At 56.2% G+C, this 14,997-nt stretch carries 15 protein-coding genes; 9 read left to right on the forward strand and 6 right to left on the reverse strand.

Annotation, left to right across the window (positions count from 1 at the left end):
• The first annotated feature begins 91 nt into the window (after window positions 1-91).
• The 5 genes from SK53_RS03495 (at window position 92) to rnd (ending at window position 6,471) form a co-directional block, all read left to right on the forward strand.
• Entirely contained in the window at window positions 92-2,002 is a 1,911-nt protein-coding gene (locus SK53_RS03495) for an ATP-dependent DNA helicase (RefSeq protein ID WP_003859928.1), read from the forward strand.
• Between the two features lie 66 nt (window positions 2,003-2,068).
• Window positions 2,069-2,764 carry a tRNA (adenosine(37)-N6)-threonylcarbamoyltransferase complex dimerization subunit type 1 TsaB gene (gene tsaB / locus SK53_RS03500; protein WP_045332149.1) on the forward strand — a complete coding sequence of 232 codons (696 nt, stop codon included), beginning with the start codon at window positions 2,069-2,071 and terminating at the stop codon, window positions 2,762-2,764.
• 37 nt (window positions 2,765-2,801) lie between these two features.
• Window positions 2,802-3,383 (forward strand): Slp family lipoprotein, encoded by a 582-nt coding sequence (locus SK53_RS03505; protein WP_003859931.1) that lies wholly within the window; start codon window positions 2,802-2,804, stop codon window positions 3,381-3,383.
• Window positions 3,384-3,586: 203 nt separating this feature from the next.
• Entirely contained in the window at window positions 3,587-5,272 is a 1,686-nt protein-coding gene (fadD, locus tag SK53_RS03510) for a long-chain-fatty-acid--CoA ligase FadD (protein WP_003859933.1), read from the forward strand.
• 83 nt (window positions 5,273-5,355) lie between these two features.
• Entirely contained in the window at window positions 5,356-6,471 is a 1,116-nt protein-coding gene (gene rnd / locus SK53_RS03515; RefSeq protein WP_122959317.1) for a ribonuclease D, read from the forward strand.
• A gap of 86 nt (window positions 6,472-6,557) precedes the next feature.
• Here rnd and minE read toward each other — a convergent pair whose 3' ends face one another.
• The 3 genes from minE to minC are packed head-to-tail and all read right to left on the reverse strand — an operon-like array spanning window position 6,558 to window position 8,370.
• Window positions 6,558-6,824 (reverse strand): cell division topological specificity factor MinE, encoded by a 267-nt coding sequence (gene minE, locus SK53_RS03520; protein WP_003859937.1) that lies wholly within the window; start codon window positions 6,822-6,824, stop codon window positions 6,558-6,560.
• A 3-nt stretch (window positions 6,825-6,827) separates the two neighbouring features.
• The gene (gene minD / locus SK53_RS03525) at window positions 6,828-7,640 is read right to left on the reverse strand and encodes a septum site-determining protein MinD (protein ID WP_003859938.1); all 813 of its coding nucleotides are present in this window, start codon (window positions 7,638-7,640) and stop codon (window positions 6,828-6,830) included.
• 22 nt (window positions 7,641-7,662) lie between these two features.
• Complete coding sequence (gene minC, locus SK53_RS03530) at window positions 7,663-8,370, reverse strand: septum site-determining protein MinC (protein ID WP_017384318.1); 708 nt, start codon at window positions 8,368-8,370, stop codon at window positions 7,663-7,665.
• A gap of 123 nt (window positions 8,371-8,493) precedes the next feature.
• Between minC and SK53_RS03535 the strand changes: the two genes are divergently transcribed.
• From SK53_RS03535 to SK53_RS03545, 3 genes are all read left to right on the forward strand, one after another.
• Window positions 8,494-8,769: a YcgL domain-containing protein gene (locus SK53_RS03535; protein ID WP_006810982.1), complete on the forward strand. Its 276-nt coding sequence runs from the start codon at window positions 8,494-8,496 to the stop codon at window positions 8,767-8,769.
• A 47-nt stretch (window positions 8,770-8,816) separates the two neighbouring features.
• Window positions 8,817-9,476 (forward strand): fumarylacetoacetate hydrolase family protein, encoded by a 660-nt coding sequence (locus SK53_RS03540; RefSeq protein WP_003859945.1) that lies wholly within the window; start codon window positions 8,817-8,819, stop codon window positions 9,474-9,476.
• A gap of 93 nt (window positions 9,477-9,569) precedes the next feature.
• The gene (locus tag SK53_RS03545; protein ID WP_015570314.1) at window positions 9,570-10,010 is read left to right on the forward strand and encodes a YcgN family cysteine cluster protein; all 441 of its coding nucleotides are present in this window, start codon (window positions 9,570-9,572) and stop codon (window positions 10,008-10,010) included.
• Window positions 10,011-10,109: 99 nt separating this feature from the next.
• Here the strand turns inward: SK53_RS03545 and dsbB are convergent, their stop codons facing one another.
• Together dsbB and nhaB are read right to left on the reverse strand one after the other, a co-directional pair.
• Window positions 10,110-10,640, reverse strand: coding sequence for a disulfide bond formation protein DsbB (gene dsbB, locus SK53_RS03550; protein ID WP_017693268.1), 531 nt, complete (start codon window positions 10,638-10,640; stop codon window positions 10,110-10,112).
• Between the two features lie 46 nt (window positions 10,641-10,686).
• Window positions 10,687-12,225 carry a Na(+)/H(+) antiporter NhaB gene (gene nhaB, locus SK53_RS03555; RefSeq protein WP_023314322.1) on the reverse strand — a complete coding sequence of 513 codons (1,539 nt, stop codon included), beginning with the start codon at window positions 12,223-12,225 and terminating at the stop codon, window positions 10,687-10,689.
• A gap of 201 nt (window positions 12,226-12,426) precedes the next feature.
• On the opposite strand from nhaB, the gene fadR reads away from it, so the two are divergent.
• Window positions 12,427-13,146 carry a fatty acid metabolism transcriptional regulator FadR gene (fadR, locus tag SK53_RS03560; protein ID WP_003859951.1) on the forward strand — a complete coding sequence of 240 codons (720 nt, stop codon included), beginning with the start codon at window positions 12,427-12,429 and terminating at the stop codon, window positions 13,144-13,146.
• Window positions 13,147-13,260: 114 nt separating this feature from the next.
• On the opposite strand, the gene SK53_RS03565 is transcribed toward fadR, so the two are convergent.
• Window positions 13,261-14,793: a SpoVR family protein gene (locus tag SK53_RS03565; protein ID WP_022651425.1), complete on the reverse strand. Its 1,533-nt coding sequence runs from the start codon at window positions 14,791-14,793 to the stop codon at window positions 13,261-13,263.
• Window positions 14,794-14,997 lie beyond the last annotated feature (204 nt).

The raw sequence follows: 14,997 nt of genomic DNA on the forward strand, positions 1-14,997 counted from the left end.
CCATAATGTTCCGCCGTCGTCACTATTTGGGGTGGCACCGGAGAGAAGGGGCTGACATAATCCCTGTGCAAAAATACAGTGAGAGAACACCGTGGCAGACGATTTTTCCCCAGAAGGTCAGTTAGCACAGGCTATTCCCGGCTTTAAACCGCGCGAACCCCAACGTCAGATGGCGCATGCCGTTGCGCACGCTATCGACAAGGCGCAGCCGCTGGTCGTGGAGGCCGGTACCGGTACGGGGAAAACGTATGCTTACCTCGCTCCTGCGCTGCGGGCGAAAAAGAAGGTGATCATCTCTACGGGATCAAAAGCGCTCCAGGATCAGCTCTACAGCCGCGATTTACCCACGGTGGCGAAAGCGCTGAAATACAAAGGGCGTCTGGCCTTGCTGAAAGGGCGTTCTAACTACCTGTGTCTGGAGCGTCTTGAACAGCAGGCGCTGGCGGGCGGCGACCTGCCGGTACAAACCCTGAGCGATGTGATCGTCCTGCGCGCCTGGGCCAACCAGACGGAGGAGGGGGACATCAGCACCTGCGCGAGCGTGCCGGAAGACTCCCCGGCCTGGCCGCTGGTGACCAGCACCAATGACAACTGCCTCGGCAGCGACTGCCCGCTGTATAAAGACTGTTTTGTGGTGAAAGCGCGTAAAACCGCGATGGACGCCGACGTGGTGGTGGTGAACCATCACCTGTTTCTTGCGGATATGGTGGTCAAGGACAGTGGTTTCGGCGAGCTGATCCCGGAGGCGGAGGTGATGATCTTCGATGAAGCCCATCAGCTACCGGACATCGCCAGCCAGTATTTTGGTCAGTCGCTCTCCAGCCGTCAGCTTCAGGATCTGGCGAAAGATATTACCATTGCCTATCGCACCGAACTCAAAGATACCCAGCAGTTGCAGAAGTGCGCGGACCGCCTGGCGCAATGCGCACAGGATTTCCGCTTACAGCTTGGCGAGCCGGGCTATCGCGGCAACCTGCGCGAACTGCTCGCAGACAAAAATATCCAGCGCGCGCTGCTGCTGCTCGATGATGCCCTTGAACTCTGTTACGACGTGGCGAAGCTGTCCCTCGGACGTTCAGCGCTGCTGGACGCCGCCTTCGAGCGCGCCACGCTTTACCGTGGGCGGCTGAAGCGGCTGAAAGAGATCAACCAGCCGGGCTACAGCTACTGGTACGAATGTACCTCGCGCCACTTCACCCTGGCGCTCACGCCGCTGACCGTTGCCGACAAATTCAAAGAGGTGATGGCGCAAAAGCCCGGCACCTGGGTCTTTACCTCGGCCACGCTGTCGGTCAATGACGATCTGCACCACTTTACCGAGCGCCTCGGCATTGAGCAGGCGGAATCCTTGCTTCTGCCGAGCCCGTTCGACTATGAGAGACAGGCGCTGCTGTGCGTGCCGCGCAATCTGCCGCTGCCTAACCAGCCGGGCGCGGCGCGCCATCTGGCGGCCATGCTGAAGCCGATGATCGAGGCCAACAACGGGCGCTGCTTTATGCTCTGCACCTCACACGCCATGATGCGCGATCTGGCCGAGCAGTTCCGCGCCACCATGACGCTACCGGTGCTGTTGCAGGGAGAAACCAGTAAAGGCCAGCTGCTCCAGCAGTTTGTCAGCGCCGGTAATGCCCTGCTGGTGGCGACCAGCAGCTTCTGGGAAGGGGTGGACGTGCGCGGCGACACGCTCTCGCTGGTGATTATCGATAAGCTGCCGTTCACATCGCCGGACGATCCGCTTCTGAAAGCGCGCATGGAGGACTGCCGTCTGCGCGGGGGCGATCCGTTCGACGACGTCCAGCTGCCGGACGCGGTCATCACGCTTAAACAGGGGGTAGGGCGACTGATCCGCGACGTCACCGATCGCGGGGTGCTGGTGATCTGCGACAACCGCCTGGTGATGCGTCCCTACGGCGCGACCTTCCTCGCCAGCCTGCCGCCCGCGCCGCGCACGCGGGATATTAAACGCGCGGTCCGCTTCCTGGCGAACCCGACGGCGGAGTAATTCTTCCCGGAGTGTGTTAAGATGCGCGCCATTTTGTGACTGACCATTGCGAGAGCGCGACGACTGATGCGAATTCTGGCTATTGATACCGCGACAGAGGCCTGTTCCGTTGCCCTGTGGAACGACGGTACGATTTTTGCTCATTTCGAAGAGTGCCCACGGGAACATACCCAACGTATTCTGCCCCTGGTAAAAACCATTTTAACCGAGGGCAACACCGCCCTGACTGACCTCGACGCGCTGGCCTACGGCCGTGGTCCGGGCAGCTTTACGGGCGTACGTATCGGGATTGGCATTGCGCAGGGTCTGGCGCTGGGCGCTGACCTGCCGATGATCGGCGTCTCCACGCTTGCGACCATGGCCCAGGGAGCATGGCGCATGACCGGCGCCACCCGCGTGCTGGCTGCGATTGATGCCCGCATGGGGGAAGTCTACTGGGCGGAGTACACCCGTGACGAAAACGGCGTCTGGCACGGCGAAGAGACGGAAGCGGTGCTTAAACCTGAAGCCGTCACCGGGCGCCTGAAACAGCTCTCCGGTGAGTGGGCGACGGTCGGAACCGGCTGGGCGGCGTGGCCGGAGATGGCGAAGGACACCGGCCTTACGCTGGTGGACGGTAACATGCTCCTGCCCGCCGCCGAAGATATGCTGCCGATTGCCTGTCAGCTGCTTGCCGCAGGAAAAACCGTGGCGGTTGAACACGCTGAACCGGTTTATTTACGAAACACCGTCGCGTGGAAGAAACTTCCTGGCCGCGAGTGAATCTCAGTAACAGGAACTGAGAAAAAGGAGTCGCATCATGGCGGTTCAGACTAAAGTTGTACGCTTTTTTATGGCAGGCGCGGTTGCCATAGCACTGAGCGGGTGCGTCACCGTTCCTGATGCGATCAAGGGCACCAGCCCGACGCCACAGCAGGATCTGGTACGCGTGATGAATGCCCCGGAGCTGTATGTCGGGCAGGAAGCGCGGTTTGGCGGCAAGGTGGTTGAAGTGCTAAACCAGCAGGGGAAAACCCGGCTGGAGATTGCCACCGTTCCACTGGACGACGGCGCGCGGCCTGTTCTGGGTGAAGCCTCGCGCGGGCGGATCTACGCTGACGTCAGCGGCTTCCTCGATCCGGTAGATTTCCGCGGGCAGCTGGTGACCGTCGTTGGGCCGATTACCGGTTCGGTGGCGGGGAAAATCGGCAATACGCCATACAAATTTATGACCATGCAGGTGAACGGCTACAAACGCTGGCGTATCGCCCAGCAGGTGGTGATGCCGCCACAGCCAATCGATCCGTGGATGTGGGGACCGCATCCGTATCGTTACGGCTACGGTGGCTGGGGGTGGTACAATCCAGGCCCTGCACAGGTTCAAACAATAGTAACTGAGTAAGTTACTGTTATTGCTAGGAAAGAGACAGCGGCTCAGCCGCTGTCTCTGTTTTTTTACGGATAAAACGAAAAAAAAGAGTGACGCGCTTCGCAACCTGCAATCTGAACAATTAATAAACTGGTACGCTGAGTTAATATAATGTTAACAAACTGTTTATTATCGGGGCTGTGATGACGACGAACACTCATTTCAGAGGTGATGCATTGAAAAAGGTTTGGCTTAACCGTTATCCCGCGGATGTCCCTGCGGAGATCAATCCTGACCGTTATCAATCCCTGATTGAATTATTTGAACACTCGGTACGGCGCTACGCTGACCAGCCCGCGTTCGTGAATATGGGCGAAGTGATGACCTTCCGTAAGCTGGAAGAGCGCAGCCGGGCGTTTGCGGCCTATTTACAGGAAGGGTTGGGCTTGCAGAAAGGGGATCGCGTCGCGCTGATGATGCCAAACCTGCTGCAATACCCGGTGGCGCTGTTCGGCATCCTCAGGGCAGGGATGATCGTGGTTAACGTTAACCCGCTCTATACCCCGCGCGAGCTGGAACATCAGTTGAATGACAGCGGCGCGGCGGCGATTGTGATTGTCTCCAACTTTGCCCACACGCTGGAAAAAGTCGTTGAAAAAACTCAGGTTAAGCACGTCATCCTGACGCGCATGGGTGACCAGCTCTCTACCGCGAAAGGTACGCTGGTCAACTTTGTCGTTAAATACGTTAAGCGGCTGGTGCCGAAATACCACCTGCCGGATGCCATCTCCTTCCGCCGCGCCCTGCATGCGGGCTACCGGATGCAATACGTAAAGCCGGAGATCGTGTCCGAGGATCTGGCCTTCCTGCAATACACGGGCGGCACCACCGGCGTGGCAAAAGGGGCGATGCTGACCCACCGTAACATGCTGGCGAACCTTGAGCAGGTTAACGCCACCTACGGGCCGCTGCTGCACCCGGGCAAGGAGCTGGTGATCACCGCGCTTCCGCTGTATCACATTTTTGCGCTGACCATGAACTGCCTGCTGTTTATCGAGCTTGGCGGTCAAAACGTATTGATCACCAACCCGCGCGATATCCCGGGGCTGGTCAAAGAGCTGGCGAAATACCCGTTCACCGCCATGACCGGCGTGAACACCCTGTTTAACGCGCTGCTTAACAATAAAGAGTTCCAGCAGCTCGATTTCTCCACGCTGCACCTCTCCGCGGGTGGCGGGATGCCGGTTCAGCAGGCTGTTGCCGAGCGCTGGGTGAAACTCACCGGGCAGTATCTGCTGGAAGGCTATGGCCTGACGGAGTGCGCCCCGCTGGTCAGCGTTAACCCGCATGACATCGACTACCACAGCGGCAGTATCGGTCTGCCGGTCCCGTCGACGGAAGCAAAACTGGTGGATGATGAGGATAACGAAGTGCCTCACGGTGAGCCAGGGGAGCTGTGTGTCAGAGGGCCGCAGGTGATGCTGGGCTACTGGCAACGTCCGGATGCCACGGATGAGATCATCAAAGACGGCTGGCTGCACACGGGCGACATCGCGGTGATGGATGACGAAGGCTTCCTGCGCATCGTCGATCGCAAGAAAGACATGATCCTTGTGTCAGGGTTTAACGTCTATCCGAACGAAATCGAAGACGTGGTGATGCAGCACAGCGGCGTGCTGGAAGTGGCGGCGGTGGGCGTTCCTTCCGGCAGCAGCGGTGAAGCGGTGAAGATATTTGTGGTCAAGAAAGATCCTTCTCTGACCGAGGATGCGCTGATAACGTTCTGTCGCCGTCAGCTGACGGGCTATAAAGTGCCGAAGCTGGTGGAATTCCGGGATGAGCTGCCGAAATCCAACGTCGGGAAGATATTACGACGAGAATTACGTGACGAAGCCCGTGCCAAAGTGGACAATAAGGCCTGAGCTTCACGTTAATCGCCCAGACGCCGGTTAAGCCGGCGTTTTTTATGGGCGCAAACAAAAGAGAGTCCGATTTGAATTACCAGATGATCACTACCAACGACGAGCTGGCTTCGCTGTGCGAGGTGACGCGTGAATTTCCTGCTATCGCCCTGGATACGGAATTTGTCCGCACCCGAACGTACTATCCGCAGCTGGGTCTGATTCAGATGTATGACGGCAAACACGTGTCATTGATTGACCCCCTCGGCATTACCGACTGGGCGCCAATGCGCGAGCTGTTGCTGGATACCGCCGTGACCAAATATCTGCACGCGGGCAGTGAAGATCTGGAAGTCTTTCTCAACACTTTTGGCATCATGCCGCAGCCGCTGATTGATACCCAGATCCTCGCGGCGTTCAGCGGTCGTCCGCTCTCCTGGGGCTTCGCCGCGATGGTGGAAGAGTACACCGGTCTGACGCTGGATAAGAGCGAATCGCGTACCGACTGGCTCGCGCGTCCCCTAACGGCGCGTCAGCTTGAATACGCCGCGGCAGACGTCTTTTACCTTCTTCCAATTGCCGGCCAGCTTATGAAAGAGGCTGAGGCGTCCGGTTGGCTGTCTGCCGCACTGGACGAGTGCCGCATGACGCAGCAGCGTCGTCAGGAAGTGGTTGATCCGAAAGAGGCCTGGCGTGACATCACCAACGCCTGGCAGCTGCGCACCCGCCAGCTGGCCTGTCTGCAACTGCTGGCTGACTGGCGTCTGCGTAAAGCACGTGAGCGCGATCTGGCGGTTAACTTCGTGGTGCGTGAAGAACACCTGTGGGCGGTGGCGCGCTATATGCCGGGTAGCCTTGGCGAACTGGACAGCATTGGCCTTTCCGGGAGTGAGATCCGTTTCCACGGTAAAACGCTGCTCGCGCTGGTAGAGAAAGCTCAGCAGCTGCCGGAGGACGCACTGCCAGAACCACTGCTTAACCTGATGGATATGCCGGGCTACCGCAAGGCATTCAAAGATATCAAAGCGCTGGTGCAGACGGTGGCGGGGGAAAGCAAACTGAGTGCCGAACTGCTGGCTTCACGTCGTCAGATTAACCAGCTGCTGAACTGGCACTGGAAGTTGAAACCGCAAAATGGTTTACCGGAGCTGGTCGCCGGATGGCGGGGGGAACTGATGGCCGAACGCCTGAATACCCTGCTGGAAGGGTATCCGCGCTAAAGAATTGTAGCCCCGGTAAGCGCAGCGCCACCGGGGAAATTGCCGGGTGGCGCGATGCTTGCCCGGCCTACAAAACCACAACCGGATTAACGCGACTCTTCCGCTTCCGGAAGCGTCACGTTCAGCTCCAGAATCGAAATATCCCCGTCTTTTTGCTCCAGCTGAACGGTGACCATTTCTGGGTCAATCTGCACGTATTTGCAGATCACTTCCAGAATGTCTTTGCGCAGCTGCGGCAGGTAGTGCGGTTCGGCGTCGCTACGACGACGTTCCGCAACAATGATTTGCAGACGTTCTTTTGCGATGTTGGCGGTGCTTTTTTTCCGCGAGAGAAAAAAGTCCAGTAATGCCATAACTTATCCTCCGAACAGGCGTTTGAGGAAACCTTTCTTCTCTTCTTCAATGAAGCGGAAAGGACGTTCTTCTCCCAGCAGACGGTCAACGGTATCCGCATACGCTTTACCCGCGTCTGCCTGTGTATCCAGGATCACGGGCTCGCCCTGGTTAGAGGCGCGCAACACGGACTGATCTTCCGGGATCACGCCAACCAGTTTGATGCGCAGGATCTCCAGCACGTCTTCCATGCTCAGCATGTCACCTTTGTTCACCCGGCCCGGGTTGTAGCGGGTCAGCAGCAGGTGCTCTTTGATTGGCTCCTGGCCATTTTCCGCGCGACGGGATTTCGAGGCCAGAATGCCGAGAATACGGTCGGAATCACGTACTGACGAGACCTCCGGGTTGGTGGTGATGATGGCTTCATCCGCGAAGTAGAGCGCCATCAGCGCGCCGGTTTCGATACCGGCCGGGGAGTCGCAGACCACAAAGTCGAACTCCATCTTTTTCAGATCGTCGAGCACCTTTTCCACGCCTTCGCGGGTCAGGGCGTCTTTATCACGGGTCTGGGACGCCGGAAGAATGTAGAGGTTCTCGGTACGCTTATCTTTAATCAGCGCCTGGTTAAGGGTGGCATCGCCCTGAATGACGTTCACGAAGTCATACACCACGCGACGCTCGCAACCCATGATCAGGTCCAGGTTACGCAGACCGATATCGAAGTCGATTACGACGGTTTTCTTTCCCTTCTGGGCCAAACCAGTAGCGATGGCCGCGCTGGAGGTGGTCTTGCCAACGCCTCCTTTACCCGAAGTCACAACAATAATGCGTGCCATAGAAATTCCTTGTTAAAAGGGATCAATTTAACGGTTGAACGGTCAAAGCGTTATCTGCCAGTTGCAGACGGGCCGCTTTGCCATAAAATTCGGCTGGGATTTTATCGCTCAGCCAATATTCACCTGCGATAGACACCAGTTCTGCCGTCAGGTGAGTACAAAAAATTTGTGCTTCTCGATCGCCGCTGGCGCCCGCAAGCGCACGTCCACGCATCATACCGTAAACGTGAATATTGCCATCTGCAATCAGTTCAGCGCCCGCACTGACGTGGCTTGTAACAATCAGATCACAGTTTGGCGCATAAATGCGCTGACCGGAACGAACCGGCAGATCAATCAATCGCGTTTTTGTGACTGGGGCTACATTTTGCGCCGGAGGCGGGGGAGCGGGAACGGTTGCAGGCGTTGCACGTGGGGCTTTTTCTTTGCCCTCGTTTAACAAGGGCAAACCCGCGCGTTCAATTTCGGCTTTTAACTCTGCGTCTTTGCAGCCGCTAATGCCCACGATGCGCAACCCCGTGGAGGCGACGGCCTGCTGGAGCCGCTTCCAGTTAACCGGCCCCTCAAGGTCGCTTACATTGACGACGACAGGAGCATGCTTAAGAAAAGCGGGAGCCTGCGCGATTTTGTCTTCTAACGCCTGACGAATAACCTCGGGTTTTGCATCATGCAAATGAACCACTGATAAGGTGAAGCTACTGCCTTTAAGCTCGATGGGCGTATTTGACATCCTGGCCTTACTCAATTTGCTATTAACCGCAACACATCGCCGCGATATTCCGAAGAGTATCAGGCATGTTATAGTCAGGAGTATATTGAGGCAAGCAACCACCCGTTAATTCAGAGTAAAAACATGTTTTGTGTGATCTACAGAAGTACCAGCCGCGACCAGACCTACCTTTATGTCGAAAAGAAAGACGATTTTTCCCGCGTGCCTGAAGAATTAATGAAAAGCTTTGGCCGACCGCAGCTGGCGATGCTGCTGCCGCTGGACGGCCGTAAGAAGCTGGTGAACGCCGATCTGGAGAAAGTCAAAAAGGCGTTAACCGAGCAGGGCTATTATTTACAGCTTCCGCCGCCACCGGAGAATTTATTAAAACAGCATCTTGAGGTGAGCGGAAAGAAATAAGCCCGGGTCCTTCCGGGAACAACTCATCAACCGATTAGGGGTCGACCATGTATCAACATCATAACTGGCAAGGTGCATTACTGGATTATCCCGTCAGCAAAGTGGTCTGCGTGGGCAGCAACTATGCAAAACATATTCAGGAGATGGGCAGCGCCGTGCCGGAAGAGCCGGTTCTGTTTATTAAGCCAGAAACCGCACTGTGCGATATTCGCCAGCCGCTGGTTCTGCCGCAGGGACTGGGCTCGGTGCATCATGAAGTGGAGCTGGCGGTGCTGATCGGCGCGACGCTGCGCCAGGCGACCGAAGAGCATGTAGAGAAAGCGATTGCGGGTTACGGTGTCGCGCTTGACCTGACGCTGCGTGATGTTCAGGGCAAAATGAAGAAAGCGGGGCAGCCGTGGGAAAAAGCGAAGGGTTTTGATAATTCATGCCCGATTTCCGGTTTCATTCCGGTGAGTGAATTTACCGACGATCCGCAGAACACGCCGCTCAGCCTGAAGGTCAACGGCGAGATCCGCCAGCAGGGAACGACCGCTGACATGATCCATAAGATCGTTCCGCTGATTGCCTACATGAGCCGCTTCTTCACCCTGAAACCTGGCGACGTGATCCTCACCGGCACTCCGGAAGGTGTGGGGCCGCTGCTTAGCGGCGACGAACTGGATGTCAGTTTTAACGGCCTGTCGCTGAAAACCCGCGTGCTGTAAAAGCACCTTGCCGCCTGAAAAGGGCGGCAAAACTTGCATCAACGTGCCAGACTCGTTATAAGGTGCGCTCTATTTTGACGTGTGGACATCCCGATGAACGACATTCCTTTCTGGCAAAGCAAAACTCTCGACGACATGACCGACGCGGAGTGGGAATCGTTGTGTGACGGCTGCGGGCAGTGCTGCCTGCATAAGCTGATGGATGAAGATTCGGACGAGATCTATTTCACCAACGTAGCCTGCAAGCAGTTAAACATCAAAACCTGCCAGTGCCGCAACTATGAGCGCCGTTTCGAATATGAGCCGGACTGCATCAAGTTAACCCGTGAAAATCTACCGACCTTTGAGTGGCTGCCGCATACCTGCGCGTATCGCCTGCTGGCGGAAGGGAAAGATCTGCCCACATGGCATCCGCTGTTGACGGGGTCGAAAGCGGCGATGCACGGCGAACGTATTTCCGTGCGCCACATTGCGGTGAAAGAGTCCGAGGTGCGGGACTGGGAAGACCACATTATGAATCACCCTAATCGGTGATAATAAAAAACCCGCCGAGGCGGGTTTTTTATTGTTCACAATTGTGTCGAGTGGCGCTGCGCTTACCCGACCTGCAAAACTGACGTTGCCGTTCTGCTTTTACCTTCCAAAAAGATCGCGTTTCTTTGGTTTGAACGGCTGGGCAATCAGCACCAGCAGCGCCACCACAAAGTAGGCGACAAAAATGCCCACCAGCCACTGCGGCATCTCCAGCGTCAGGAATTCCCACTGGCGTACAGAGCAGTCACCGGAGGCCACAAACACCTGCGGCAGCCATTTATCCAGCGGCAGCCAGCTCGGGAAGCGGGCGGCAAAATCGCAGGTCATAAACGGCGACGGGTGAAGCTGCATTTGGGTGTGCTCCCAGGCAAGCGCAATGCCTTTCCCGGCGCTGTACAGCCAGATGGCAATTGCCGCATAGCGTAACGGTGATTTGGGTGCAATCGCACCTACCAGACCCGCGCCCATAATGCCGAACAGCGCACAACGCTCATAAATACACAGTACGCAAGGTTTCAGCCCCATCACATGCTGAAACCACAGCGCGACCATTTCCAGCGCAAAGGCGGTCAGGGCCATCAACAACCACGCTCCGCGACCGCGTGAGCACTGGTTCAAAAATCGCAACATAATCATTTCCCTGGAACATGCTTAGACAGCGCAGTGTAAACGAATTTTAATGCGCCGCAAGTATACCTGCTTGCAATAACCATTGCGTACAGGGAACGAGAGTAATTTTGATGCACAGTAAACCAACCAGGGTAAGCACCAGCGTATACGGCAGCGCCATCCAGACCATTCTTCCATAAGAAAGTCGTATGAGTGGCGCCAGCGCCGAGGTCAGCAGGAAGAGGAATGCCGCCTGACCGTTCGGGGTTGCCACGGAGGGGAGGTTGGTTCCGGTGTTGATCGCCACCGCCAGCAGCTCGAACTGTTCACTGCTGACAATCCCTTGCTCCATCGCGGCTTTGGCCTCATTGATGTATACCGTCCCGACAAAGACGTTATCGGATATAGAGGACAACAGACCGTTAAACAAATAGAACAGCGTTAGCTGCGAATCTGGCGTGGCTTGAAGCACAAACGCGATGATCGGCGCGAACAGATGTTGGTCAATAATCACCGCCACGACGGCAAAAAACACCGCCAGCAGGGCGGTAAACGGCAGCGCTTCGGTAAAGGCTTTTCCGATAGCATGTTCGTCCGTAACGCCGCCCAGGCTGGTTGCAAGGATAATTACCGACAGGCCAATCAGCCCCACCTCGGCAAGGTGGAAGGCCAGCGCAGCGATAAGCCACACGCCGATGAAGCCCTGTGCAATCAGGCGCAGCGTCTCCTGGCGCGTGCGTTGTTTGCGGCTCTGCTCGTCAAACTTATGCAGCTCCTGGCGGACCTGATCGGGCAACGTCGCGCCATACCCAAAGAGGTTGAATTTTTCGACCAGCACACAGGTGGCTAACCCGCAGACCAGCACGGGTACGCTGACCGGCGCCATGCGCAGGAAAAATTCGCCAAAATGCCACTCAGCTGCTTTGGCGATAATCAGGTTTTGCGGCTCCCCGACCATGGTCATCACGCCGCCCAGCGCCGTCCCCACGCCTGCATGCATCATCAGGCTGCGCAGAAATGCGCGGAACTGTTCCAGCACATCGCGGTTGTGCGCCTCAACGTGGCTGTCGTCCTGCAAGTTATCGCCAGGACGAGACGAGGCCACCCGGTGGTAAATCCCGTAAAAGCCGACGGCGACGCTGATCACTACCGCCACGACCGTCAGCGCATCCAGGAAGGCAGAGAGGAAGGCTGCGGCGAGGCAAAACGCCAGCGAGAGCAGCGTTTTCGACGGAATGCTCAGCAGCAAACGGGTGAAGATAAACAGCAGAAGCTGCTTCATAAAGTAGATCCCCGCCACCATGAAGATCAGCAGCAGCAGGACTTCAAGATTCGACGCTATCTCGTTTTTAACATGCTCCGCGCTGGTCATTCCAATGACCACGGCTTCCAGCGCCAGCAGCCCGCCGGGCAACAGCGGATAGCACTTCAGCGCCATCGCCAGGGTAAAGATAAACTCGGCGACCAACATCCACCCGGCAACGAAGGGATCCAGCAAAAAGATAACGGGATTAACGACCAGGAATACCAGTAAAGTGAGTTTGTACCAGTCAGGTGACTGACCTAAAAAGTTGCGCCACAGCGCGCGCCCAAATGAAATTTCCACGACAGACGTCCTTTCCCCGTCAAATAAGACAAGACATCAGTATACGCAAAAATGGCGGCAGAGCGGGGGATTAAGCCATTTGTAAATTTCATAAAAATGAAACGGCGATCCCTCTTTTCTGTCTCTGCTGCGCTATCTGCCTCTGCACGCCTCTGGTATGATGAGTGTAATTTGCTAAAGCTGTGTAATGGAAATCTCACTATGGTCATTAAGGCGCAGAGCCCGGCGGGTTTCGCGGAAGAGTACATCATTGAAAGCATCTGGAATAATCGTTTCCCTGCGGGATCAATTCTACCTGCTGAACGCGAACTCTCTGAACTGATTGGCGTCACCCGTACCACGCTGCGAGAAGTGCTCCAGCGTCTGGCGCGCGATGGCTGGTTGACGATACAGCATGGCAAACCCACTAAAGTGAATAACTTCTGGGAAACGTCCGGGCTGAACATTCTGGAAACGCTGGCGCGTCTCGATCACGAAAGCGTACCGCAGCTGATTGATAATCTGCTTTCCGTGCGCACCAACATCGCCACCATTTTCATCCGCACCGCGTTTCGCCAGCACCCTGAAGATGCGCTGAAGGTACTTGCTACCGCCAATGAGGTGGAAGACCACGCGGATGCCTTTGCGACCCTGGATTACAACGTGTTCCGTGGTCTGGCGTTTGCTTCCGGCAATCCGGTTTACGGTTTGATCCTGAATGGAATGAAAGGGTTATATACGCGCATTGGTCGTCACTACTTTGCTAACCCTGAAGCCCGCAGTCTGGCGCTCGGCTTCTATCATAAACTGAGCAAACTCTGCACCGAAGGGCTGCACGATCAGGTCTATGAAACCGTGCGTCGTTACGGCCACGACTCCGGTGAAATCTGGCACCGGATGCAGAAAACGCTGCCGGGTGATTTAGCGATTCAGGGCCGGTAAAAGAAAAAACCTCTCGATTGAGAGGTTTTTTTTCGCCGGGTGGCGGCTTCGCCTGACCCGGCCTACAGGTCCCGTAGGCCCGGTAAGCGTAGCGCCACCGGGCAAAAAATCCCACTACAGCGTATTCAACCGCGCCGGACACCGCTCCAGCAGCTCCACGCTGCCATCTTCGTTCTGCTGCTCCAGCAAGACGTCAAATCCCCACAGGCGATGCACATGCTTCAGCACTTCCTTACGCCCCTTATCCAGCGGTGCGCGGTTGTGCGGAATATAGCGCAACGTCAGAGAGCGATCGCCGCGCAGATCCACGTTCCACACCTGAATGTTCGGTTCAAGATTACTCAGGTTGTACTGGGACGACAGGCGCGAGCGGATCTCGCGATAGCCCTCTTCGTTGTGGATCGCGGAGATCTCCAGGAAGTTGTTGCGGTCATCATCCAGTACGGTGAAGAAGCGGAAATCACGCATGATCTTCGGCGACATGAACTGGCTGATAAAGCTCTCATCCTTAAAATCACGCATCGCGAAGTGCAGCGTTTCCAGCCAGTCGGAACCGGCAATATCCGGGAACCAGTATTTGTCCTCTTCGGTGGGCGACTGACAAATACGCTTGATATCCTGGAACATGGCAAAGCCGAGCGCGTACGGGTTAATACCGCTGTACCACGGGCTGTTATATGCCGGCTGGAACACCACGTTGGTGTGGCTGTGCAGGAACTCCATCATAAACCGTTCGGAGACTTTTCCCTCGTCATACAGGTGGTTCAGAATGGTGTAGTGCCAGAAGGTCGCCCAGCCTTCGTTCATGACCTGGGTCTGCTTCTGCGGATAGAAATACTGGCTCACCTTGCGCACGATGCGCAGGATCTCACGCTGCCAGGGCTCCAGCAGTGGGGCGTTTTTCTCCATAAAGTAGAGCAGGTTTTCCTGCGGCTCGGAAGGGTAGCGACGCGCCTCGGCGACGGTTTTCTCCTCTTCACGTTTTGGCAGGGTGCGCCACAGCATATTCACCTGGCTTTGCAGATACTCCTCGCGGCTTTTCTGCCGGGCTTTCTCCTCCTGCAAGGAGATCTTCTGCGGACGCTTATAGCGGTCAACGCCGTAGTTCATCAGCGCGTGGCAGGAGTCCAGCAGTTTCTCAACCTCGTCCACGCCGTAGCGCTCTTCGCAGTCGGTAATGTAGTTACGGGCGAAGATGAGGTAATCAACGATTGAGCTGGCGTCCGTCCAGCTGCGGAACAGATAGTTATTTTTGAAGAACGAGTTATGTCCATAGCAGGCGTGCGCCATCACCAGCGCCTGCATGGTAATGGTGTTCTCCTCCATCAGATAGGCAATACATGGGTTAGAGTTAATGACGATTTCATACGCCAATCCCTGCTGCCCGTGCTTATACAGCCGCTCTGTCTCAATGAATTTTTTACCAAACGACCAGTGCGGATAGTTAATCGGCATCCCGACGCTGGAGTAAGCGTCCATCATCTGTTCCGAGGTGATGACTTCAATCTGATGGGGGTAGGTATCCAGACGATAGAGTTTGGCCACCCGGTCGATCTCCGCCAGGTAGACATCCAGCAACTCGAAGGTCCAGTCGGGTCCATCGCTCAGACGGGTGCTGTCCCTGGACATGGAATCTAGTGTAGCCATTAGCGCGCCCTCGTTGTTGGTCGCTCTCTCTGACTGGAGAGCCTCCTTTCAAGCATAGATCACCCCATTCAAATACGCGGGGCGCAGAAATTTTTTCTTTGCGATTTCACGTTTTCGATACGGCAAAAAAAGCGGTTCTCACAGAATTTTCTACTGGTTAAAAATAACGCGCAGCAGGAGATCCCAAATAAGCGCTATCCCCTG

Source organism: Enterobacter sp. MGH119 (assembly GCF_001037675.1).
In the GTDB taxonomy this organism is placed as follows: domain Bacteria; phylum Pseudomonadota; class Gammaproteobacteria; order Enterobacterales; family Enterobacteriaceae; genus Enterobacter; species Enterobacter hormaechei_C.